Annotated in this window: 18 protein-coding genes and 1 tRNA gene; 15 read left to right on the forward strand and 4 right to left on the reverse strand. The window is 65.4% G+C overall.

Annotated features, from left to right (window positions below; genetic code table 11):
- Positions 1–52 precede the first annotated feature (52 nt).
- The 10 genes from ACP7BV_RS09695 to ACP7BV_RS09740 all read left to right on the forward strand — a co-directional run bounded on the left by ACP7BV_RS09695 (position 53) and on the right by ACP7BV_RS09740 (position 13488).
- A complete protein-coding gene (locus tag ACP7BV_RS09695; RefSeq protein WP_426103609.1) occupies positions 53–1513 on the forward strand; it encodes a DUF3375 domain-containing protein in 1461 nt (486 codons plus the stop codon).
- Positions 1500–2192, forward strand: coding sequence for a DUF4194 domain-containing protein (locus ACP7BV_RS09700; protein WP_426103610.1), 693 nt, complete (start codon positions 1500–1502; stop codon positions 2190–2192). The genes ACP7BV_RS09695 and ACP7BV_RS09700 overlap by 14 nt, the downstream gene beginning before the upstream one ends.
- Positions 2189–5566, forward strand: a complete 3378-nt coding sequence (locus ACP7BV_RS09705; protein WP_426103611.1) for an ATP-binding protein — start codon at positions 2189–2191, stop codon at positions 5564–5566. The genes ACP7BV_RS09700 and ACP7BV_RS09705 overlap by 4 nt, the downstream gene beginning before the upstream one ends.
- Positions 5550–6725, forward strand: coding sequence for a Wadjet anti-phage system protein JetD domain-containing protein (locus tag ACP7BV_RS09710; RefSeq protein ID WP_426103612.1), 1176 nt, complete (start codon positions 5550–5552; stop codon positions 6723–6725). The genes ACP7BV_RS09705 and ACP7BV_RS09710 overlap by 17 nt, the downstream gene beginning before the upstream one ends.
- A gap of 102 nt (positions 6726–6827) precedes the next feature.
- Positions 6828–6901: transfer RNA gene (locus ACP7BV_RS09715), tRNA-Cys, on the forward strand.
- A gap of 29 nt (positions 6902–6930) precedes the next feature.
- Positions 6931–8067, forward strand: a complete 1137-nt coding sequence (locus tag ACP7BV_RS09720; RefSeq protein ID WP_426103613.1) for a choice-of-anchor Q domain-containing protein — start codon at positions 6931–6933, stop codon at positions 8065–8067.
- Positions 8068–8557: 490 nt separating this feature from the next.
- Positions 8558–10426, forward strand: coding sequence for a carbohydrate-binding module family 20 domain-containing protein (locus ACP7BV_RS09725; RefSeq protein WP_426103614.1), 1869 nt, complete (start codon positions 8558–8560; stop codon positions 10424–10426).
- A gap of 148 nt (positions 10427–10574) precedes the next feature.
- Positions 10575–11870, forward strand: a complete 1296-nt coding sequence (locus tag ACP7BV_RS09730) for a cation:proton antiporter (RefSeq protein WP_426103615.1) — start codon at positions 10575–10577, stop codon at positions 11868–11870.
- Positions 11871–11944: 74 nt separating this feature from the next.
- Positions 11945–13027 carry a lipid A deacylase LpxR family protein gene (locus ACP7BV_RS09735; RefSeq protein ID WP_426103616.1) on the forward strand — a complete coding sequence of 361 codons (1083 nt, stop codon included), beginning with the start codon at positions 11945–11947 and terminating at the stop codon, positions 13025–13027.
- Positions 13028–13065: 38 nt separating this feature from the next.
- On the forward strand, positions 13066–13488 hold the full coding sequence (locus ACP7BV_RS09740; protein ID WP_426103617.1) for a hypothetical protein: 423 nt from the start codon (positions 13066–13068) through the stop codon (positions 13486–13488).
- Positions 13489–13510: 22 nt separating this feature from the next.
- Here ACP7BV_RS09740 and ACP7BV_RS09745 read toward each other — a convergent pair whose 3' ends face one another.
- Positions 13511–14512 (reverse strand): aldo/keto reductase, encoded by a 1002-nt coding sequence (locus tag ACP7BV_RS09745; protein ID WP_426103618.1) that lies wholly within the window; start codon positions 14510–14512, stop codon positions 13511–13513.
- A gap of 100 nt (positions 14513–14612) precedes the next feature.
- On the opposite strand from ACP7BV_RS09745, the gene ACP7BV_RS09750 reads away from it, so the two are divergent.
- Positions 14613–15497, forward strand: coding sequence for a LysR family transcriptional regulator (locus tag ACP7BV_RS09750; protein WP_426103619.1), 885 nt, complete (start codon positions 14613–14615; stop codon positions 15495–15497).
- A gap of 54 nt (positions 15498–15551) precedes the next feature.
- Here ACP7BV_RS09750 and ACP7BV_RS09755 read toward each other — a convergent pair whose 3' ends face one another.
- Positions 15552–15875, reverse strand: coding sequence for a transposase (locus ACP7BV_RS09755; RefSeq protein ID WP_426103620.1), 324 nt, complete (start codon positions 15873–15875; stop codon positions 15552–15554).
- 82 nt (positions 15876–15957) lie between these two features.
- Positions 15958–17325: a thioredoxin family protein gene (locus ACP7BV_RS09760; protein ID WP_426103621.1), complete on the reverse strand. Its 1368-nt coding sequence runs from the start codon at positions 17323–17325 to the stop codon at positions 15958–15960.
- Positions 17326–17483: 158 nt separating this feature from the next.
- Between ACP7BV_RS09760 and ACP7BV_RS09765 the strand changes: the two genes are divergently transcribed.
- Positions 17484–19250 carry an AsmA family protein gene (locus ACP7BV_RS09765; RefSeq protein WP_426103622.1) on the forward strand — a complete coding sequence of 589 codons (1767 nt, stop codon included), beginning with the start codon at positions 17484–17486 and terminating at the stop codon, positions 19248–19250.
- Positions 19251–19327: 77 nt separating this feature from the next.
- Positions 19328–20143, forward strand: coding sequence for a hypothetical protein (locus ACP7BV_RS09770; RefSeq protein WP_426103623.1), 816 nt, complete (start codon positions 19328–19330; stop codon positions 20141–20143).
- Between the two features lie 25 nt (positions 20144–20168).
- Here ACP7BV_RS09770 and nudC read toward each other — a convergent pair whose 3' ends face one another.
- On the reverse strand, positions 20169–20987 hold the full coding sequence (gene nudC, locus ACP7BV_RS09775) for an NAD(+) diphosphatase (RefSeq protein ID WP_426103624.1): 819 nt from the start codon (positions 20985–20987) through the stop codon (positions 20169–20171).
- A 135-nt stretch (positions 20988–21122) separates the two neighbouring features.
- Between nudC and ACP7BV_RS09780 the strand changes: the two genes are divergently transcribed.
- Both ACP7BV_RS09780 and ACP7BV_RS09785 read left to right on the forward strand, forming a co-directional pair.
- Positions 21123–22805 carry a carbamoyltransferase family protein gene (locus ACP7BV_RS09780; RefSeq protein ID WP_426103625.1) on the forward strand — a complete coding sequence of 561 codons (1683 nt, stop codon included), beginning with the start codon at positions 21123–21125 and terminating at the stop codon, positions 22803–22805.
- Positions 22802–24244: a N,N-dimethylformamidase beta subunit family domain-containing protein gene (locus tag ACP7BV_RS09785; RefSeq protein WP_426103626.1), complete on the forward strand. Its 1443-nt coding sequence runs from the start codon at positions 22802–22804 to the stop codon at positions 24242–24244. Before ACP7BV_RS09780 ends, ACP7BV_RS09785 begins: the two co-directional genes overlap by 4 nt.
- The last annotated feature ends 17 nt before the right edge of the window (positions 24245–24261 follow it).

Here is a 24261-nt window from a genome sequence, read left to right on the forward strand (position 1 = left end):
GGCACGGCCATTGCACAACGCCCATTGCCACTGCCATTACCCACCCCGCTCCATGAAAGCAGACAAGACTCTCGCCACCTACCGCCGCATGCGCACGCTGCCCATGTGGCGCCTGCTGGCCGCCGCCAACGGCCCCACGGTAATGGGCCTGCTGCAAACCCACCTGTACGACGCCGAACGCAGCCTGCCCGCTTCCATCCTGCACGAGCGCATCGGGCGCGAACTGGAACGCCTGCGCAGCTTTGGCGAAGACTGGCCGCAAACGGCGCAAAGCTACGTCGCCGGCTGGCTTGCCGAAGGCTTTCTCGAACGCCGCTTCCCGGCCGGCTCGTCCGAAGAAGAATACGAACTGGCGTCCTCCTCGATCGAGGCGATCCGTTTTCTGTCCGGCCTGGTCAAGCCCCACGCCAGCGCCACCGAAAGCCGCCTGGGCCTGGTCATCGACGCGCTGGCCAAATTGTCCGACGACACCGACACCGACAAGGTGCGCCGCATCGCGCGCCTGCGCGCCGAGCAGGAGCGCATCGAGCGCGACATCGCCGCCATCGAACACGGCGTGCTGCGCGTGCTGCCCGAAGCGGCCGCGCTGGAGCGCACGCGCGAAATCATCACCCTGGCCGACGACCTGGCCGGCGACTTTCGGCGCGTGCGCGACCAGTTCGAGCAGCTCAATCGCGAACTGCGCGAGCGCATCATGGAAAACGACGGCAACCGCGGCCAGGTGCTCGATTCCCTGTTTGCCGGCATCGACCTGATCACGGAGAGCGACGCCGGGCGCACCTTCTCGGCCTTCTGGCGCCTGCTCACCGATCCCGAGCAGTCGGCCACGCTCGAAGGTGCGCTCGACGCGCTCATGTCGCGCGCCTTTGTCGCCAGCCTCGACGTGCAGGAACGGCGCTTTTTGCTGCGCCTCACGCGCACCCTGCTCGAACAGGGCGGCATGGTGCACGACGTGCTGCAGTCGTTTGCACGCAGCCTGAAGCACTTTGTCGAAAGCCGCGAATTTCTCGAGCAGCGCCGCCTGAACCAGCTGCTGCGCGGCGCCCAGCGCGCGGCCCTGGCGCTCAAGGACCAGGTCAAGGCCACCGACACACTGCAGTATTCGCTCGAACTGGCTAGCAGTAAGCTCAGCTCCCTGTCGCAATGGGTGCTGCACGACCCGGCCCTGCAGGCGCTGCCCGGCAACATGGTCGATGGCGATGCCGCCCCGATCGACCTGGCCAGCATCGGCGAACTAGTGGCGCAGTCGGAGATCGATTTCCGCTCGCTCAAGGCGCACGTGCGCGCGGTGCTGGCGCAGCAATCGCAGGCGTCGATCGCCGACATTTTGCAGCACTACCCGGCCGAGCAAGGCCTGGGCAGCGTGGTCGGCCTGCTGGCGCTGGGCAGCCGCCACGGCATGACCGGCAGCGCCAGCGAAACCGTCAGCTGGACCGGCGCCGACGAACTGCAGCGCCGCGCCCGCATCCCCGTCATTTACTTTCTCCAGGAGCGCGCAGATGAACTTGCCTGAACCGGCGCTTGACGCCATTGTCGACGCCGCCCTTCGGACCACTGCGCTTTTCTTGGGCGACACCGGCCAGCTGGCGCTCGACACGCGCCGCGTGCTGGTGCAATTGCTGGCCGGCCCATCGCTCGAAGCGCGCCGCCACGGCAAGCTGTGGCCGGTGCTGCTGCGCGACGAAGCCCTGGTTTGCCAGCGCCTGGCCGAACTGTTCCTGGAACTGGTGATCGACCGCGACATGCAGGTCGCCTTTACGCGCCAGGCCGACACGGCCGAACTCGAAGTGCCCCAGCTGCTGCGCCGCGCTCAGCTCACCTTTCTCGATTCGGTGCTGGTGCTGTATCTGCGCCAGCGCCTGACCCAGGCCGACGCGCATGGCGAGCGGGCCGTGGTCGACCTTGACGAGATTCTCGAAAACCTCACGCTGTACGAACGCGCCGCCAGCACCGACCGCGCCGGCTTCACCAAGCGCGTTAGCGCCTCGGTCGAGAAGGTCAAGAAGCACAATATCCTCAACAAGATCCGCGGCAGCGACGAGCGCTTCGAGATTTCTCCCACGCTGCGGCTGCTGTTTTCAGCCGAAGAAATCCAGAGCTTGAGCACGCTGTATCAGAAGATGGCCGACGGCGCGCTCACGCCCGCGGGCGAGTCTGCGGGCGAACCGGCCGACGAAGAGAGCGACGCATGAGCATTGACCACAGCAGCGGCAACCTGTTCGCGCGCGAGCAGTTCCGCATGACGCGCCTGCAGGTTTTCAATTGGGGCACCTTCGCCGACCTGCACGACGTGCCGATCAGCGAGCGCGGTTTTCTGATCGTGGGCCGCTCAGGCGCCGGAAAGTCGACTTTGCTCGACGCTTTTTCCGCCATCCTCACGCCGCCGCGCTGGGTCGACTTTAACGCCGCCGCGCGTGAAGCCGACCGCGCGGGACGCGACCGCAACCTGGTCAGCTACGTGCGCGGCGCATGGGCGGCGCAAAGCGACGCCACATCCGGCGAATACGCGACCCGCTACCTGCGCGCCGGCACCACCTGGTCGGCCATCGCGCTGCATTACCGCAATGCGCTGGGCAAGGAAGTGGTGCTGGTTCAGCTGTTCTGGCTGCGCGGTAACGCCAACGCCAACAACGAAGTCAAGCGCTACTACCTGATCTTCGAAAGAGGGTTCGACCTGCGCGAACTGGGCGACTTTGGCAGCAATAACTTCGACATCCGCAAACTCAAGCTGGCCTTTCCCGACGCGTACGCGCGCGACGAATTCCGGCCCTACGGCGAGCGCTTTTGCCGCCTGCTGGGGATCGATAGCGAAATGGCGCTGCGCCTGCTGCACAAGACCCAGTCGGCCAAGAACCTGGGCGACCTGAACACGTTTTTGCGCGACTTCATGCTCGACAAGCCCGAAACGTTCGCCGTAGCCGAGCGCCTGGTCAATGAATTTGGCGAACTCAATGCCGCCCACCAGGCCGTGGTCACGGCGCGCGAACAGGTGCACATGCTCGCGCCCGCGCGCGCCCGGCACGAGGACATGCGCGCGATCCAGATGCAGCGCAGTGCGCTCGAAGACCTGCGCGGCGGCATGAACAGCTACCGCGAACTGCGCCGCATCACGCTGCTGCGCGCGTACATCGCCGCGCTGGAAATCGAAGCGCAGGGCCTGGACGGCCAGGTGCGGCGCCAGCAAGATGCGCTGGACAACCGCAGTGCCACGCTGCGCGACCTGCAGCACCAGCGGCGCGAAGCGGGCGGCGACCAGATCGAACACTGGGAAAGCGAAAAGACCAGTCTCGAAGAGCAGCGCAAGGAGCGCATGCGGCGCCGCAAGCAGGCGGTTGACGCCTGCACGCTGCTGGGTTGGAGCTTGCCGGCCACGCCGCAAGGCTTTGCCGAGCTGCTGGGTACCGCGCGCCAGGAGATCGAAAACTGGCAGTCCGACCCCCGCTCGCAGGAGGCAATTCTGGTGCTGGACCGCGTACGCACCGAGGCGGCCAACACGCGCCAGGGCATCACGCGCGAAATCGCCTCGCTGCGGCGCCAACCGTCGAACATTCCGGCGCCCATGCTCGACTTGCGGCGCGAGATCGCGAGCGCCATCGGCGTGGCCGAAGCGGCGCTGCCGTTCGTGGGCGAGCTGATCGAAGTCAAGCCCGACGAAGCGCCGTGGCGCGGCAGCGCCGAGCGCGTGCTGCGCGGCTTTGCGCTGTCGATCCTGGTCGACGAAGACCATTACGGCGCTCTGGTCAACCACATCAACGGCGTCAATCTGGGACGGCGCCTGGTGTACTTTAGAACCGGCGCGGTGGACAACGCGGCCGTGCGGCCGGTGCGCGCAGGCTCGCTGGTGCTCAAGCTGAACGTCAAGCCCGGGCCCAGCGCCGCCTGGCTGCAGTCGGAACTGCGCCAGCGCTTCGACTACGACTGCGTGGATAGTATCAAGGCTTTCCGCGCCGCGCCGGAACGCGCGCTCACGCGCGAAGGGCAGGTCAAGCACAGCCGCTCGCGCCACGAAAAGGATGACCGCAGTAGCGTCGACGCGCGCCAGAACTGGGTGCTCGGTTTCGACAACCGCGAAAAGCTGGCCATCTACGAGCAGCAGGACCGCGACCTGCACGCGACGATCGCCAAGGCCGAAGCCGAACTCGATGCCTTGCGCAAGCAACTGGCGCAGCGCGGCGCGCGCCTGCTGCAATGCCAGACGCTGGTCAACCTGCAGTACCAGGAGATTGACGCGGCACCGCTGGCCGATCGCATCGCCGCCATCACGCGCCAGCTGCAGATCGCGCGCGACGGCAACGCCGCCCTCAAGCGCATCGACGAGCTGCTCAAGCAGCAAGAGGAGCTGGTGCACAAGGCGAACAAACTGCTCGGCGAAATCAATGTCGACTACAAGACATGCCTGCGCAAGATCGACGAGCAGCGCCAGCACCTGGCCGTCACCGAACTTGAGGCCAGCGCGATGGCGCTCACGAGCGCGCAGCAGCAAGGCCTGGACGCGCGCTACGCAGCCCTGCCGGACGCCGTCACGCTGCGCACCCTTGATGGGGCCGACCGCAGCGTGGCCAAGGCGCTCGGCGCCGAGATCGAAAGCCTGAACCGCGAGGCGGGCCTGTGCGAGAAAGCCATCGAGGCCACCTTTGCCGCCTTTATCGCCAAGTGGCGCGGCGACGCCGACGGACTCGATGCAACGCTGGCCGCAGCCAGCGACTTTTTCTCGAAACTGGCGCGCCTTGAAACGGACGGCTTGCCGGCCCACGAGCAGCGCTTTTTCGAGCTGCTGCAAAACCAGAGCAACCAGAATCTGGCCGCTTTGTCGACCTACCTGAATGACGCGCGCAAGGCGATCCTGGAACGGATGGAACTGGTCAACGAGAGCTTGCGCCAGGTGCCTTTCAACCAGAGCGCGCAGCAAACCACCTACCTGCACATCGAGCCGAGCGACCGCCAGCTGCCCGACGTGCGCGAATTCAGGCAGGACATTCAAAAGGCGCTGTCCAACGCCTGGAGCGACGACCCGCAGTTTGCCGAGGCGCGTTTCATCGCCTTGCGCCGCCTGGTGGACAAGCTCTCGAGCCAGGAGCCGGAGCAGCGGCGCTGGCGCGAAGCGGTGCTCGACGTGCGCCTGCATGTGGAATTCATCGGCCGCGAAATCGACACCGCCGGCGTGGAAGTCGAGGTCTATCAGAGCGGTGCCGGCAAGTCGGGCGGGCAGCGCCAGAAGCTGGCGACGACCTGCCTGGCGGCGGCGCTGCGCTATCAGCTTGGCGGCAGCGACCATGGCCTGCCCATGTACGCGCCGGTGGTGCTGGACGAAGCGTTCGACAAGGCCGACAACGAATTTACCGCGCTGGCGATGAACATCTTCACCAACTTCGGCTTCCAGATGATCGTAGCCACGCCGCTCAAGTCGGTCATGACGCTCGAACCGTTTATCGGCGGCGCCTGTTTTGTCGACATTCGCGACCGCCGCGTGTCGGGCGTGCTGCTGATCGAATACGATGAGCAGCGCCAGCGGCTTGACTTGCCCGAGCAAACCCGCACCGAGGCCGCGCTTGAAGCAGCCGCCTGAAGTGCGTCAGCTGCTGGTGCGCCGCTTTGCCGGCGGCGCCGCCGACTGGCTGGCCGGCGCGCCCGGTCCGTGGCCCATGAACATCCCGCTCGGCCTGCCGACCGAAGCGCAGGCGCTGCGCCAGACCGACGCGGTGCGCGCCTGGGTCGGGGCGTGGGCCGCCTGGCAAGGCGCGGGAGAACTCACCTGGGTGCAGCGCCAATGGAAAGTGCTGGGCGAGCAGCGCCTGCCAACCACGCTGACGCTGCACAGTGCCGACGACGCGGCGCGCTGGGCCGGCCAGTACGAGCGCTGGCAGCGCGCCAGCACGCGTTTTGCACTGCTCACGCAGCGCTGGCCGGCGCTGGCCCAGCGCCTGCCGCGCCTGTTCTCGGTGCTGGCCGACTACAACGATGCCGATTTTCTGCGCCTGGGCGACATGCTGGCCTGGCTGCTCGCCAATCCCGCGAGCGCGCTCTATGTGCGCCAGTTGCCGGTGCTTGGCGTGGACAGCAAGTGGCTGGAGAGCCGCAAGGGCGTGCTGGCCGAACTGCTCGCCGCGCTGCGGCCGGGCGCGGCCCAGAGCGACGATTTTTACCAGATGTGCGGTCTTAAAAAAGCGCCGCCGCAGGTGCGCATGCGCGTGCTCGACCCGCTGCTGCGCGCGCGCGTGGGCGGCCTTGGCGACATCACGGCGCCGCCGGCGCAACTGGCCGCGCTGGCGCTGCCGGCGTCAAGGGTATTCATCGTGGAGAATTTGCAGACGGGCCTGGCGTTTGGCGACATTCCCGGCGCCGTGGTGTTCATGGGACTTGGCTACAGCGTGGACTTGCTGGGGCAGGTGCCGTGGATCGCGGCTGCCCGCTGCATCTACTGGGGCGACATCGATACCCACGGCTTTGCCATCCTGAACCGCGCGCGCGGCTACTTTCCCAGGCTTGAATCGGTGCTGATGGATGAAGCGACCCTGCTGCGCTACCGCGATTTGTGGAGCAGCGAGCAAGCCCAGCATCCGGCGCAAGCGCTTCCCTTGCTGACGCAGGCCGAGGCCGACGCGTATCGCTGCCTCAAGCAGAACACGTTGGCCCAGAACGCGCGGCTGGAACAGGAGCGCGTGATCTGGGAGGACGCCTGCGCGGCGCTGGCCGCCAAACTTGGCCCGCGCGCCGACGGCACCTGAGTCGCTCACACCGTTCTTTTGAGAAATTTCTCCTGCCCTTTTTCAAGCGAGTTTGATCTATTCGGGATCAGCTCGGCACGGCTTGGGCGAAACTCAAGCATCGGCGGAGTAGCAAAATGGCAATGCACCAGCCTGCACAGCTGGGGAAGTTGGTTCGATTCCAACATCCGCCTCCACATTCTCCTTCAGCAGAGGAAAACTGTTGATGAATCATAAGTCCCTCCTCACCGCATCCCTCTTCCTCGCAGCAGCCGGCCACAGCATCCCGGCCGCCGCTGCCGCGCCGGTCAGCAGCACAACGTACAACTATTACGTCGCCCCTACCGGGGACGACGGCAATCCCGGCACCGCCGACCTGCCTTTCCAGACCATCCTGCGCGCCTCCAAAGTTGCCCTGCCCGGCACCACGGTTCACGTTGCCCCTGGCGTCTACACGGGCGGCTTCAAGACCACCATGAGCGGCACGGAGGCGCAGCGCATCTACTACGTGTCCACCGTGCAATGGGGCGCCAAGCTGGTGCCGCCCATGTCGTCCGACACCAAGGCCGGCTGGGACAACCGCGGCAGCTATGTCGACATCGTCGGCTTTGAAATCGACGGCAGCGCCGCGCGCAATGGTATGAAATGGTCGCACGGCATCTACAACGGCGGCTCGTTTGCTGTTATCCGCAACAACCTGGTGCACCATATCGCGCTGGAGAACTCGTGCAATGGCGCCGGGGCTGCCGGCATCGGGGTCGACAGCTACTATCGCGGCATCAAGAGCGACGTGATCGGCAACACCGTCCATCACATCGGCCAGCCCGGCTGTCGCTTCGTGGAAGGCATCTACATCAGCACTTCCGGCAGCGCCCACCACAACGTGGTGCACAACATCGGCGGCGCCGCCATTCAGATGTGGCACGACGCAAACAACGTCGTCGTCAGCAACAACACGGTCGCCGCCTCCATGACCGGCATTCTGGTCGGTGGCGGCGACTTTTATCACACCAAGGGTCCCAACGATTACACCTCGGTTCACAACAACATCGTCTATGACAACAAATTCGGCATCTCGGAACAAGGCGAGACCGGCCCGCACAACAGCTACCGCAACAACCTGGTGTTCCAGAGCAGCGCTGCCGACTGGCAATTACGCAACGGCCTGACCCACACAGGCACCATTACCCAGGCGCCGCAGTTCGTGCGCTACGCCAGAAAGGGCGATCTCGACCTCCGCCTGCGCAGCAATTCACCCGCCATCGGCAAGGGCATCGACGACCAGACGTCATTGAACGACGCTGCCGGCAAAGCGCGCCCCCGGGGCGCGGGCGTCGACATCGGCGCTTTCCAGTTCAAGTAGCAACTGCCGTTGCGCTGCAAGTCGCGTGTCGCCACACGCATTGCCGTCCACCTGCCAGACATGATCGCGCAATCGGGCGCGACGACAAATCTCGCTACATCGTCCGCGCGCTAGACGCGCCCGGCAACAGGACAAGCAAACTCTGCTGCACCGCCTCCACTTGAGCAAGCGCCCAAGGCCAGGAACTTTCCTCCTGGCCTTTTCCTTTTGCCTCGCCACCACTACCCGTGTAGGTCGCCTACACATTGTCACAAGGCGGCTGTGAGATTTTTATGGTTGTTGGGTGAATACTCACAAAAATACAAAGATGCAGTGTACATTTTGTGTAGTTGTGCTACATTTACTTACCGAGGGGAACTAAACAAGAGCTGAAGCTCAACACCCTCCGGCAATTGTAACAACGGCACTGCCCCTTGATGGAGACAAGTGGGGTCGGCGCCGGGCACTCGCATCCCTTGCATTCCACTACCTACAATCACAAGGAAGCAACATGAAAAAGCGTATCAGCGTCAGGCTCGTCAGCAGCATTTTCGCAGCCGGCACTCTTTTCGGCGCCCTTGCCGCGCCGGCCCAGGCCGCACTCAACCCGTCCGACACCTCGGTACAAATGTTCCGCTGGAAGTGGAACGATGTTGCCAAGGAATGCACCAGTTTCCTCGGCCCACAGGGTTACGGCGCCGTACAGGTGTCGCCACCGCATGCGGCCGCCAACATTGGCCCGTGGTGGGATATTTACCAGCCAGTCAACTTCACCTCGCTCAACAGCAAGATGGGAACCGAAGCCGAGTTCCAGACCATGATCAACACCTGCCACGCCGCAGGCGTGCGCATCTATGTGGACGCCGTGGTCAACCACATGGCCGCCGTGGCCGGCACCGCCACCAACGGCAATACGTTCAGCGCCACCACACTGAGCTACCCCAACTTCAGCGCGTCCGACTTCCATGCCAACTGCGGCATCGCCGACGGCGACTACGGCTCGCCGGGCAACCGCAACAACGTCATGAATTGCCGCCTCACCGGCCTGCCCGACCTGATGACCGAGAGCGCCTATGTGCAGGGCCAGATCAAGAATTACTTCAACAAACTGGTGGCGATGGGCGCCGACGGCATCCGCATCGATGCCGCCAAGCACATTCAACCGTCCCACATCGCCGCCATTCTGGCCGGCACCAACCGCACCACCAAGCTGGGCGAGTCGCTGTGGGTAACGCAGGAAGTGATCCCCGACAGCAACGTCGTGCGTTCCGATTACTTTGCCAATGGCACGCTGAATGAATTCCAGTACACCTTCGCGCTGAAATCGGCCTTCCGCAACGCGGGCGCGAGCATCTCGCAAATCCGCACCATCATGGGCACGCCGGGCAACTGGGGCGGCACCTGGGGCTTTGTTCCAAGCGATAAAGCGACGGTTTTCGTCAACAATTGGGATACCGAGCGTAATGGCAGCTCGCTCGTTGCCAGCGACTATGTTGCGGGCCATACCAATGACGCCCAGGGCACCAAGCGCTTCGACTTGGCCAATATCTTCATGTTGGCGTGGCCGTACGGACACGCCCAAGTGCATTCTGGTTACCGCTTCAGCAATACCGACGACGGCCCGCCGGCAGCCAGCCCGTTCGACGCCAGCGGCAATCCGCTGATCAACCAGTCGTGGGACTTTGTCCATCGCTGGTCGAACATTTCGAACATGGTCAAGTTCCGCTCCACCGTCTCGGGAACCGGGGTCGACTGGTTCGTCCAGGGCACGGCTAACCAGATCGCTTTCGCCCGCGGCGCCAAGGGATTTATTGCGATCAACAATGATGGTGCGGCCTGGAATGCCTCGCTGCAGACGATGCTGCCTGCCGGCACCTATTGCAACGTGACCCAAGGGCAACTCAATGCTGCCGGCACCGGGTGTACCGGCGGCAGCCTGACGGTGGCCAGCAATGGCATCGTGACGGTTAGCATTCCGGGCAACAACGGCGCCAGCACCCCGGCAGTGGCCTTGCACGTGAACCAGAAGGTGGGCGGCACGCCAGCGTGCACCTCGGTCTCGGTCAAGTTCCGGGTTGCCAATGCGAACACGGTGACGGGCCAGAGCGTGTACGTGAGCGGCAATCAAAGTGCCTTGGGCAACTGGACAGGCGGGACGGGCAATGTGCTCACGCAAGAAGTGACGGGCGCCAATGCGGCCTGGTCACGCACCCTGCAAATGCCACCCTCGACGGCCATCCAGTACAAGTTCCTGAAAAAGGGCGCGGTGGCCGATGTGTGGGAACGCAATCAGTCGACCGGCAGCGGCAATCGCGAAGTGACGACGGCAGCGTGCGGCCAGCCGGTGCAAGTAATTGATGCCGGGAGCTTTGCCTTTTAACCAGCGTTGCACATCGTCCCCGCGCAGCGCCGGGACGATGTTCTATCACGCAAAATGTGGGATGCATGCCGATCCCACATCGTCCCAGTTCCCCCGCGCCGTACTGTAACGCACATTCCCCCGGCCTTTTCCTCTGTAAAATCGTCGCATGACGACAATCCACTGGTTCATCCTGATCGGCTGCCTGATGCTGGCCCGCGGCTTGGCCGCCACGACCATCTCCCGCTCGCCATTCACCTCCGCCATTGTCTACTTGTGCGTCGGCCTGCTGCTCGGCCCGATGGTGCTGGGCATCTTCCACTTCAATCCCATCGCCGAATCCCATCTGCTGGAAACCCTGACCGAAATCGCGGTCCTGGTCTCGCTGTTTTCAGCCGGCGTCAAGATGCCCGTTCCCATCACCCGCAAGCGCTGGGCGCCGGCGGTACGGCTGGCCTTTCTGTCGATGTCGATCAACGTCGGGCTGGTTGCCGCCTTTGCCTACTACGTGCTGCACCTGCCGCTGGGCGCCGGGGTATTGCTCGGCGCCATCCTCGCGCCCACCGACCCGGTGCTGGCCACCGACGTCCAGGTCCGCCACGCCGATGACCGCGACCAGCTGCGCTTCACCCTCACCTGCGAAGCGGGCATGAACGACGGCTCCGCCTTTCCCTTCGTCATGCTGGGCCTGGGCCTGATGGGGGCGCACGAGCTGGGCGACTTCGGCTGGCGCTGGGTGATGATCGACGTCATTTGGGCCACCATCGGCGCCATCGCCATCGGCGCCCTGGGCGGCGCCGCGCTCGGCAAACTAAGTTGGATGCTGCGCGGCAAGGACCCCAAGCACGAAGTGCTGGACGACTTTGTGGGCCTGGGCCTGATCGCCGTCGTCTACGGCGTGTGCGTGGTGTTCAAGGCCTGGGGCTTTCTGGCCGTGTTTTTTGCCGGCGTGGCCCTGCGCCAGACCGAGCTGATGCTGGCCGGCGCCCACAAGGACCGCCAGGGCTTGCTGGTGCCCGACGCCGACGCTACCGATCCGGCCGAAGAATCGACGCCCACCGTCAGCGCTGAATCGCTGATCTTCAAGGAACACATCGAGCGGCTGTCGGAGCTGACGCTGGTGCTGCTGCTGGGCGGCATGGTAACGGTCCAGAACTGGAACTGGCAAACGGTCAGCACCGCCATCTTCCTGTTTTGCGTTGCGCGTCCGCTGAGCGTGATGCTCGGCCTGTTGGGCTCGGACAGCTCCACGCGCGTGCGCTCCATCGTCGGCTGGTTCGGCGTGCGCGGCATCGGCTCCATTTACTACCTGATGTACGCCATCAACCACGGCTTGCCCAAGAATATGGTGCAAGACATGATCCAGGTAACCATTGTCGTCATCATGCTGTCGATCCTCGTGCACGGCACCAGCGTCAAGCCGCTGCTCGACAAGTTCTGGCCCAAGCGCAAACGCGAAAGTTGACGCGAGGCAAAGCCACGCGACTATGCACGCCTACAATCGAACTCGTCCTTGACCTGAACGAAGGCGGTGCGGCGATGGCTATCCATGTAAAAAATGCATCGCGCGCACTGGTGGCGGCGCTGACGGCGATCTTCGGAGGCGCTGCTGCCCAGCAAGCGCCTCCCCCGCAAGAAACCGTCCACTTTTTCACCTACGAAAACGATTCGCGCTTTTTCACCGACCGTTTTTATACGAGCGGCGTGCAGTTTTCAGTCAAGCACGCCACCGACACCCGCGGCGACTTTGCCCGCAGACTGACTACACGACTGTGCGGCTGGACCGGCTGCGACCCCGCCACGGTGCTGACCAGCCAGACCAACGTCGGCCAATTGATGTACACCCCGCGCAATATCAGAGTGGCAGAAGCGCAGCCGCTCGACCGTCCGTGGGCCGGCCTGCTGTACTACGAACAAGCCTACGCATTTTTGTCGCCGGACCAGCGCACCCTGACCACCTTCACGGGCCAGATTGGCGTGACAGGCCCCGCCTCGCTCGCTGAGCCTGCCCAGAAAGCCTTTCACCACCTGCTGGACCGGCCGCAGCCGCAAGGCTGGGACCACCAGCTGGGCGGCTCGCTTGGCGTGCTGGTCAGCGCAGAAAAACGCACGGCGCGCGAGTCGCTTTCATTCGACCTGCCGGCCCACGTTCGGTTCAATACCGCCACCTACTGGCGCGTGACGGCTGGCAACATCCAGACCTATGCAGCGGCCGGCGTGGCGGTGGTGATCGGCAAAGACTTGCCGCCCGTGTCGCCGCCCCCGCCGGGTATCGGCAACAAGATCGCCGGCGCCACGGATCGCAAGGCGTCCGCGCTGACCTCGTGCATGGTGCCGTGGATTCAGTGCACCACCTTTGGCAGCGTCGAAGCGCGCGCGGTGGGCTACAACGTGTTCCTCGACGGACGCCTGTTCCACGACAACGATCCCTCGCTCGAGCGCCGCCCCTTCCTCTACGAAGTCGTGTTCGGCACCCGCTTTGATTTTCCCGGCACCCGCACGGCCAGCCACGGCCCGTGGTTCGCGCAGGTCAAGGTGACGCAGCGTTCGCCCGAATTCCGCTCGCCGCTCGGCGTGCCCAGCCATAAGGTGTCGGCCCTGACCATTGGCACGGAGTTCTGATTTATACTCGGTGGGTATATCACCGACGGGACGCCGCCATGCGCAAGACACTGATTGTTCTGACCCCGCTGCTGCTGGCAGGATGCATCAAGCAGTCCGCCAGCTATTACGTCAGCGATGCGCGCGACCATGCAATCACGGTGCGCGCCGAGCAGGAATATTTTTGGGACCAGGCCATTACGCTCTCGGTTGTGGCCGCGCGTTTTCCCGACTGCCAGCGCGCCATCAAGCTGCAAAAAGTGGCGGCGCCAGAAGTGGTGGTGGAGCTGTTCACCACGGGCGAGAATGTCTTTACCGTGCGCTCCGGCGACGAGCTCAAGCAGTTTGAAATGCAGGGGTGCACGCAGCTGCCCACGCCGGCGCCCAATGCCATCGGGGCCGCCGTGGGCGTGTTCAGGCTGGGCGAGAAAGAGAAGATGGATTTTGCGCCGACCGAGAAAGCGATCGCGCCGCCGGCTTGAACCTACGCTTCACCGCGCCTATCTATTTTACCTCGCTGTCGAGGTGCCCCATCTGATACGCGTTATAGCGCGTACCGGCCACCGCATCTTGCGGCACCGCCTGGTCCAGCCGCGCCAGGTCCGCCGCTGACAGCGTCACTTGCAAGGCGCCCAGCGCCTCGGTCAGCCGCAGCCGGCTGCGCGCCCCCACCAGCGGCACAATATCGGCGCCCTGCGCCATCACCCATGCGATGGCCACCTGCGCTACGCTCACGCCCAGGTCCGCAGCGATCGCGCGCACCCGCTCCACCAGCGCCAGATTCGCCTCCAGGTTCGCGCCCTGAAAACGCGGACTGTTCTGCCCCCGAAAGTCCGCCTCCCCCGCGCGCGCGCTGGACCAATGCCCGCTGATCAGCCCGCGCGAGAGCACGCCATAGGCGGTGATGCCGATGCCCAGCTCGCGCGCCACCGGCAAAATCTCCGCTTCGATCCCGCGCGTGATCATTGAATACTCGATCTGCAAGTCGCTGATCGGATGCACCGCATGCGCGCGCCGCAGCGTCTGCGCGCTCACCTCCGACAAGCCGATATGCTTCACATAGCCCGCCTTGACCAGCTCCCCAATCGCACCGACCGTCTCTTCGATCGGCACCTGCGGATCGAGCCGCGCCGGCCGGTAGATATCGATGTGCTCCACCCCCAGCCGCCGCAGCGAATAGGTGGCGAAGTTCTTCACCGCCTGGGGCCTGGCGTCGTAGCCGATGAAGGCGCCGGCCGGGTCGCGCAATGCGCCGAACTTGACGCTGATGAGCGCATTGTCGCGCGCGCGCCGCCCCGCCAGCGCTTCGGCGATCAGCAGCTCGTTATGGCCCATGCCGTAAAAGTCGCCCGTGTCGAGCAGCGTGACGCCGGCGTCGAGCGCCGCGTGAATGGTGGCCAGGCTTTCCTCGCGGTCGGCCGGACCGTACAGGTCCGACATGCCCATGCAGCCAAGCCCAAGTTGCGCAACGCGCGGTCCGGTGCTGCCCAGTTGTAGCGTTTTCAAAGTGATCTCCCGTGGTGTGAACAAGTGAAATCATTATGCTATTATCAAACGAAACAATAAATACGTCTTTTAACATCAAATTATTCGAGGAATACTAACAATGGACCAGCTCAAGGCCCTGCAGATTTTTCGCGCCGTAGCCGAATGCAAAAGCTTTGCGCAGGCGGCCGAACAGCTCGGCCTGCCGCGGCCCACCGTCACCAACGCCGTCCAGAGCGTCGAGCAGCACCTGGGCGTGCGCCTGCTCCAGCGCACCACGCGCAAGGTCAGCTTGACGGTGGAAGGCGCCATTTATCTCGAACGCTGCACCGTGCTGCTCAATGAACTCGACGACATGAACGGGCTGTTCGCCGGCCCCGGCCCGGGCACCATCCGGGTCGACATGCCCGAGCGCCTGGCGCGCCTGCAGATCATCCCGCGCCTGCCCGAGTTTTTCGCCGCTTACCCATCCATTCACGTGCGCATCGGCTCGCGCGACCGCTTTGTGGACCTGGTCGGCGAAGGCGTCGATTGCGCGGTCCGGGTCGGCAAGCTGCGCGACTCAAGCCTGATCGCGCGCCGCGTCGGCCAGCTCGAACAAATCAATGTGGGCGCGCCGCGCTACCTGGCGCAGCACGGCACGCCGCACACCCCGGCCGACCTCAAGGACCACCTGGCGGTCAATTTTTTCTCCAGCCAGAGCGGGCGCGACATGGACTGGGAATACCACGCCGACGACGTCGACCATGTGATCCAGATGCGCAGCACGGTGAGCGTCTCGAGCACCGAAGCGTACACCGCTGCCTGCCTGGCCGGCCTGGGGCTGATCCAGGCGCCGCGCATGGGCATCGAAGCACACCTGGCTGCGGGCGAACTGGTCGAGGTGCTGCCCGCCTGGCGCGCCGGGCCGCTGCCGGTGTCGATCGTGTATGCGCACAACCGGCACATGTCGTCACGCGTGCGCGCCTTCGTCGACTGGGTGGCGTCGGTCCTGGTGCTTGCCTAGCAGCCTGTCAGACTTACACACTTACACACTTACACACTTACACCTTACAGTCTGCTAGCGCGGCTGCATCAGCACGCGCAGCTTTTGCATCTGTTCTTCGCGTCCCAGTTCCTGCAGCACCTGTTCCAGCAGGCTGGTGCGCCCGCCCTGCGCCGTCGTCCATTGCGTGAAGTATTCGTGTACCGTGCGCCAAGGCGGAAAGTCATGCGGCAGGCTGCGCCAGGCCGCGCCGCTAGCAATGAAATACATCACCGCGCAAAACACGTCGTACAGGTCGTGCTTGCGCGGTCGGGTTCGCCGTCGCGCAGCCTCGAGCATCGGTCGGACGCGTTCAAAGTCTTCCCGCGTGATGTCACTGGCGAATTCAGCTCGTGCCATGATGTACCCCAAACTTCAACCTGACAAACCATTTGAGGCTTCGATCTGGAACAGGTTCCCGCGATTGTTGAAACTTCCCGCATCAGGGCGCGGACGCGGCCTTGGTTGCCTGGCGCAAAGCTGCCGCGCGCGGTCCGGCGCCGCGCCACTGGGCCAGCCTGGCGCCCATGCGGGCCATCTGGGTCCGGTTGCGCTGAAAAAACGCCGCGTCCAGGTTCTCCAGCTCGGCCAGCATACGCCCGGCGAAGTGTTCGATGCGCTCTATGCCGTGCGGCGCAAAATCGACCATGCCCTGCAGGTAAGCCGCGCCCCACTGCAAGCGCGTGGCGGAACCGGCCGCGCTGTCCCAGGCGCGCTCGTACCAGTCGATCGCCGCGCCCGCGTCGCCCCGCTTTTTGGCAATCTCGGCCAGGCTGTGCATGAAGTAAAACGGCGCGTGCGATGTTTCCAACTGCGCCAGCAGCAACTGCTGCGCATCGTCGAGCAGAGCGGCGTCGGCCAGCACCCCGGCCGCAGTATTGATGACCTGGTGGCGCAGCGCCGCGCCCATCTCGACGCTCAGCACCTGTGCCACGCGTTGGCGCGCCTGCGCCTGCAGGCCGGGTTCGGCGGCGCCCAGGCGCGACATGCGCACCCGCGTGCGCAGCGCCGTCAACTGGTCGGCCAGGTTGAGCGAAGCGTCCGCTTCCAGCAGCGCCATCGCGCACGCCCAGGCCTGCGCCAGCCGGATCCGCGCCGGCGACTGCGGCGTCGTCAAAAAGCGCACCAGGTCCTGCCCGTGGTGGGTGACGATATCCATATGCGCGCGCACGACATGGGCGTCGGCCAGCGTTTCTTCAAGCCGCTTGACGGCGGCGCGCTGGTCGATGCCGCCCTTGCCCGACATGGCCGCCGCGTACAGCGTGTGCCACTGCAGGCGCAGGCGCGCCTCCGGCAGCACGCACACGCGCGTCATGCTGGCCAGCGTGGCGGCCATATCGAGGCTTTTGAGCACCTGGCGCTCGTCGGTGTCCCACGAATAAAAACTGAGCAGGCGCCATTCGTCGTTGGACAGCTGGCGCTCGCGCGAGAGCGCCGCGCTGAGCGACTCGGCCACGGTGCGGCGCGCCGTCAGCGCCAGCGCAAACATGTCGAGAAAGCGCGCAGCGTCGAGTTCGCACGGCAAGCGCGTGATCTCGGCGCCGGCCGGGTTGAACACGACCAGGGTTGGATAGCTGCGCACATGAAAGCGCTCGGCCAGCTGCTGCGCCCCGGGAGCGTCGCCGTCGATCTGCAGCGCCATGAACGACGGCGCCAGCGCGCAAAACGCGGCGTGCTCAAAGACCGTGGCGCGGATCCGGTTGCACGGCGGGCACCAGGATGCGCCCCAATACAGGAACAGGGGCAGGCCGGCTGCGGCGGCGCGGGCGAAGGCGGCGTCAGGGTCGCCCGGGTGCCAGTCGATGTTCATGCGCCTCGTGCGCTCCTTGTTCAAATAAATGGCAACAGTATACAAGAGCGAACCGGCCGCCGCGACTGTCTTCGGCAGGCCACAGTGGCGCGCACTTTTCAAAATCGCCTGCCGGGTCGATGCTACACTCGCACACCGCCCTCACCGAACCGAAAGTCATGCACCGATCCCTGAAGTTCGCCGCACTCGCGGCAGGCGCAACCCTGCTGCTGTTGCTGCTGTTGCTGCTTCTGGCGGCCGTGCTGGCAGGCGCGCGGGTCGATCCCAACGACTACAAGGTTGACATCATCAGCCAAGTGCGCGCGCGCCACCAGCGCACGCTGGCCATTCCCGGCACCATCAGGCTGGTGTTCTATCCGCGCATCGGCGCCGACCTTGGCCGCGTCACGCTGTCCGAGCATGGCAGCGCGGCGCAATTTGCCGCCATCGACAGCGCGCGCGTGTCGGTGGCGCTGATTCCGCTGCTGCTGCACCAGCAAGTGGTGATCGACCGGATCGACGTCGAAGGCGTGCGCGCCAGGGTGGTGCGCCTGGAAGACGGCAGCATGAATACCGGCGACCTGACGTCCGGGCGCGATGCCGCCGCCGCTTCTGCTGCCGGCGGCGGCGGCGCGCGTTCTTCGCCCGTGCGCCTGGCCATCGACAGCATCCGGGTCGGCAACGCGCGCGTGCTGTTCGACGACCGCAGGAGTGGGCGCACGCTTGACATCAGCAGCCTGAATATCGACTCCGGCCCCATCGCCCGCGGCGTGGCCAGCCGCATGGCGCTGTCGGCCAGCATCCGCAGCAACCGCCCGGCGCTGAGCACGGCGTTCACGCTCAAGGCCAGCTTCCTGCCCGATCCGCAGCGCCGCCGCATCGTCTTTACCGACGTCGTGGCCAATCTCGACCTGTCGTTCAAGGACGCCCGCGTCAAGGTCAATGGCGAGATCGACGTCGACCTCGATAAAGATGAATTCGCGGCCGACCTGGCGGGCAGTTTCGACGCCAGCGTGTTCGACCTGAAAAGCGGCTACCACGACAAGGCCTACCACCTCACGCTGCACGTCGACAAGGTGGACCTGGGGCGCTACCAGAACCGGCTGGTGCCCGACGCCGTGCCGGGCGACCCGGCCATTCTGGAAGCGGGCGACGCCTTCGACCTGTCGCCGCTGTCGATGCTGCGCGCCAGCGGCGGCGTGCACGTGGGCGAACTGAAGGTCGGCACCATGCACGCGACCAACGTGCGCGCCGCGCTGCGTTCGGACGGCGCCAGGTTCGTGCTGCAGCCGATCGGCGCCAACTTGTATGGCGGCAGCGGCAGCGGCGCGCTGACGCTCGATTTTTCGCGCAGCGCCAGCACCCCGCACATCACCTTCGTGCAAAGCCTGAAAGCGATCGAGGTCGGGCCGCTGCTCAAGGACCTGCTGGGCAAGACACCGCTCCAGGCCAGGGGCGACGTCATGATCGACGTGAACACCGAGGGCGCCAGCACGCTGCAGATGCGCCAGGCGCTTTCCGGCACGGCGTCGCTGCGCCTGACCGAAGGCACCTTGAACGGCATCGATATCGGCGCCATGATCGTCGGCGCGCAGGCGGCGAACGGGCTGGCCGTGGATCGTGAAGCCGGCGTCAAGACCGGTTTCAGCCGGCTAGGCGCCAGCTTCACGATCGCCGGCGGCATCGCCCACAACGCCGACCTGGCCGCCCAGGCACCCCTGTTTGGCGTGGCCGGCGCCGGCGACATCGACCTGGCGCGCAAGCACGTCGACTACACGCTCGCCTGCACGCTGGGCGCAACGGGACTGACGCTGCCGGTGCGGCTGAGCGGCCCGTGGGACGCGATCGCGTGGCGCGTCGAGGCCAAGGCTGTCTCCGGCGCGGCGGTCAAGGAAACGGCGCGCAACAAACTCAAAAAGGCCATCCGGGGCCTGCTCAAACGGTGACATAGTTTGCGCAAACCGACCTGCGCATCACCTCGCTTGCGCTAGCGTAGCCGTATGATCGCGCGCGGGAGAACGCCATGTTCGGAAGCACAGTTCTGGAAGTTGCAGTTGGCCTGACCTTTTGCTACGCGAGCGTGGCGCTGATCGTCAGCACCGTGCAGGAAGCGCTGGCCGCGGCGCTGCGTTTGCGTCCGCGCTGCCTGCTCGACGGCATCAAGAGCATGCTCAACGATCCCCACCTTACTGCGCTCGCCGGCGCGATCTATTCGCATGCGCTGGTCAACCCGCACGCCAGCCCCGGCCTGGTGGATGCACGTTCGACCAGGGCCAAACCGGCGTTCATCGAGCCGGCCCATTTTGCCATCGCCCTGATCGATGCGATCCAGTCGATCCCGGGCGACTACGCTCAGCTCGGGCGCGATATCGACGCCCTCTCTGACCCGCAGATCAAGCGCGCGCTGCAAGGCATTTACCAGCGCGCGGGCGGCGACATGCAGGCCTTCGAACTGGCCGTCAGCGGCTGGTTCGATACCGCCATGGAGCGCGTGTCGGCCGCCTACAAAAGGCGCGCGATGATGATCAGCCTTGCGCTCTCGCTGCTGCTGGCGGTGCTGTTCAACATCGACAGCATTCACCTGTTTCGCACCCTGTGGCAGCATCCCGCGCTGGCCGCGCAGATCACGGCGGCGCCGGCGTCGGTGGACGGGCAGGCAATGGAGGCGCTGTGGCGTTTGCCGATCGGGTGGGATAGCTTTCCGCCCAGGTTCAACGACGCGTTCGCGCTCAATGTGGCGGGCTGGATGCTGACGGCGTCGACGGCGCTGTTCGGTGCGCCGTTCTGGTTCAACCTGATGAAAAAAACGGTCGAAGTGCGGGGCGCGGCCAAACCTTGAAGGCCAGCTCCCCTCCGCAGTATCGCTACCTGGCCGGCCGGTGGGCGTCGACCAGAATGCTCGACACCGACACATGCGGCACTTTTTCGGGCCACTCGTCGCCCGGTCCGAACCAGCGCGCCTCGGCGATCTCGCTGGCGTTGATCCGGATCTCGCCATCGAGATAATCGGCCGTGAACGCAATCATCAATGAATGCGGAAACGGCCAGGACTGGCTCGAAAAATACTGCAAGTTGTGCACCCGCAGGCCAACCTCCTCGAACACCTCGCGATGCACCGCTTCCTCGATCGATTCGCCCGCCTCCAGAAAGCCCGCCAGCGGCGTGAAGCGCTTGCTCGGCGAAGCCGTATGCAGCGCCAGCAGCACCTGCTCGCCCTTCCTGATCAACACCATCATCGCCGGTGAAATGCGCGGATACGCGATCATCCCGCAAGCTGCGCACTTGAAGCAGCGTTCGCCGCCCACCAGCGCCATGGGCGAGGCGCAGGCGCCGCAAAAGCGGTGCGTGCGCGCCCACTCGGCGATCTGCCCGGCGCGCCCGGCCACGCCCAGCATGCCATCATCCATCTCGCCAAACAGGCCGCGCAGGTTGCGCCATTCGCAGCCGTCGGGCGCCGGCGTGTCGCGTTCGCACCACGTGGCCTGGCAGTAGCGCTCGCCCCACAAGCCCACCGGATGGGTGCGCCCGCCCCAGTCGCCCAGCGCGGCCAGTTGCTGCGGCTGCGGCAAGGCAAGGTCGCCCTGGCTCACCAGCAACAATCCTCCCTGAAACACAAAACTGAGCGGGTCGGCGTGTTCCCGGGGCGCCATCAACGGCGTGAATGACAAGGGCGTTTGCAACATGCGGCCAACCTTTCGATCTATGAGCAATATGGGCTGCAAGAATGATACCGCTTTTCACGATAAAAGATCTTGAACTAATGCGCCGGCCATCGTTCAAACAGTCGTGATCGTGAGTTATCCGCCAAGGAGAAATAGATGAAAGGTGCACCGTTGATACTCGGCGTCAACCGAACGCAAGACGCCAGTGTCTGCCTGATGCGCGGCGCGCAACTCGAGTGGGCCATCCAGAAAGAAAGGCTCACCCGGCAAAAGCATCACTGGGGGCGCACCGGCGACTTTTCCGCCATCTACGCGCCGCGCCTGCCGGGGCTGGACCAGCCCATCGACATTTTGGTCGAATGCTATTCGTCGGACGCCGAGCTTGACAATCTGGCCGCGTACGAGCGCGAACTGGCGTCTTCGCTGAAGCTCGCGCCCGGCTGCCTGCGCAGCCACATCTCGCACCACCTGGCGCACGTCTACAGCGTGTTCCATCCATCCCCCTTCGAGCAGGCGGCGGTGATGGTCATCGATGGCCAGGGCAGCCCGGTGTCGGCGCTCACCGAGCACTGGCGCGGTGCGGCCTGGGTGCCCGGCAACTGGTGCGAAGTGGCGTCTTTTTACCGCGCCGACCGCGAGCGCGTGATCTGCATCGACAAGCAGGTCTGGAACCGCGACGACGAACGCCTGGTCGGCCTGGGCATGTTTTACTTTTTGCTGACCCAGGCCATCTTCCCCGGCCACGGCAACGAAGGCAAGGTCATGGGCCTGGCGCCGCACGGCGACCCGAACGCACTGCGCCTGCCCCCGCTGCAGGTGGAGGGCTGGCAGGTGACCATTCCCGCGCAATGGCGCGCCATCATGCGCGAGCGCGGGCGTTTCCGCTACAGCGGCAAGGGCGACCCGCATTTTGCCGCCAGCGCCGCGCTCGCCGCCGCCGGCCAGCGCGCCTTTGAAGATGCACTGGTCAGCGTGGCGCAGTGGCTGCACAAGGAAACCGGGTCCGACAACCTGTGCTTTGCCGGCGGCACCGCCCTGAACTGTTCTGCCAACGAGCGGCTGCTGCGCGAAACAGCGTTCAAGCGCGTATTCATTCCCCCCGCGCCCAGCGACGCGGGCACCGCCCTCGGCTGCGCCCTGTACGGGCTGACGCAACTGGCCGGCCAGGCCTGCACTTACCGCTGGCAGAGCGACTACCTCGGCCCGCAGCCGGCGCGCGCGGCCATTGACGCTGCCGTCGGCGACGCCTCCGACATGCTGGTCGAACCAATCGACCACCAGGACGACCTGTGCGGCCGCCTGGCAGACCTCATCTGCGAGGGCAAGGTGGTGGGCCTGTTCCACGGCCGCAGCGAATTTGGCCCGCGCGCGCTGGGCCACCGCAGCATCCTGGCCGACCCGCGCCTGGCCCACATGCGCGACTGGATCAACGACAAGGTCAAGCTGCGCGAATGGTTCCGGCCCCTGGCGCCGGTGGTGCTGCTGGAATACGCGGACCAGTATTTCGACATCCCCACGCCGTCGCCCTTCATGCAGTACGCGGCGCCGGTCCTGCTTGACGCGGCCAGCGCCGTGCCGGCCATTATCCATGTCGACATCACGGCGCGCCTGCAAACAGTGGGCCCGGCGGACGACCCCATGCTCAATTGCCTGCTCAGAGCATTCCAGCAGCGCACCGGCGTGCCGGTCCTGCTCAACACCTCGTTCAACGGCAAGGACGAGCCGATCGTCGAGACGCCGGCCGAAGCCATGGAAACGTTTCGCAACACACCGATGCATGTGCTGGCCATGCCGCCTTACATCGTCCGCAAGCGCCGCCAACCGGAAGCACCCGCATGATCCACGGCTACGCCGCCAGCGCCAGCGTGTGGCCGGGCCAGCGGCTCGTGCTGCACGTGTCGACCGACGCCACCCGCTTTCGGGTCGGCTTCTACCGCTGGGCGGGCAAGCTGGTCCACATGTTTACCTCCAGCTGGGTCGACGGCGAGCGCGCCTGCGAGCGCGGCGCCGACCAGGACTGGCAATGGCCGGCGTACGGCTTCGCCCTGCCGGCCGGCTGGCCGTCGGGCGCCTACATCGCCCACCTCGAAGAACCCGGGGCAGGCGCGCCGCACGTCGCCCTGCGCGACGCAGCGGTCCTGTTCGTGGTGCGCGGCTACGGCGCCGTTCGGCTGCTCTACAAGATCCCGCTGGCCACCTACAATGCCTACAATTTTTCCGGCGGCGGCTGCTACTACGCCAACCCACCCCGTTCCAGCAATCCGCCTGGAGCCAGGCTGTCGTTCCATCGGCCTGGCGGGGGTGTCGGCGGGCCCACCTTCGGCGCACCGGATTATTACGACGCCGCGTCCCCACGCCAGACCTTTGCGCACTGGGATGCGCGCTTCATTGGCTGGCTACTGCACAAAGGCTACACGCCCGAATTTTGCACCGACCTCGACATCCATGCCGACCCAGGCCTGCTGCGCGACTATCGCCTGCTGCTAAGCGTCGGGCATGACGAATACTGGAGCGAAGCCATGCGCGACGGCGTGGAAGGCTTCATCGGCCGCGGCGGCAACGCCGCCTTTTTTAGCGCCAACCTGTGCTGGTGGCGCATCCACCTGGTCGACGGCGCAAGCGCCATGGTGTGCCATCAGGGCGGCCCGCACGGCGCACTCGACCATTGGTGGCCCGCAAGCGGCGCCGGCCGCCCGGAAGACGCGCTGGCAGGCGTCAGCTACCGGCATGGAGGTGGCTGGTGGGACGGTCCGCGCGAAACAGCCGGGTTCGCCGTGCAAGACCCGGACCACTGGATTTTCGCCGGTACCGGCTTGCGCCGCGGCGAATGCTTTGGTGCCGACACAATTCCACCGCTGGCCGGTTACGAATGCGACGGCGCGCCGCTGGCCGCTTTTGACCACGCCTCTGGCCTGGCCAGTTTGGCGCCGGACGCCCGGCAGTGCGGCACGCCAGCAGGCTTGACGCTCCTTGCGGCTTGTCCGCTCGACGCGCGCTGGCAAGAAAGCCCGCTGCGTGAAACGTGCGCCGCAGCGGGCGGGGTCCACGCGGCCACGATGAGCATTTTCACGCGCGGGGGCACCGTCTTCAGCGCAGGCACCACAGACTGGGCACAGGTGCTGGGCAGCGGCCAGGACGAGCGCGTCGACACGATGACCGGCAACGTGATCGACGGTTTGATGGGGCGTTGCGCCCGCCCGCACTGCACCGCGGAATCCCCTGAGCGCGAGGAAACTTCAATCGCGACAACTCTCCTTACGAAAGCAGCCATCCAATGAGCGGGCAAACAGACTCC

The organism is Massilia sp. TSP1-1-2 (assembly GCF_049896185.1).
In the GTDB taxonomy this organism is placed as follows: Bacteria; Pseudomonadota; Gammaproteobacteria; order Burkholderiales; family Burkholderiaceae_D; genus Telluria_A.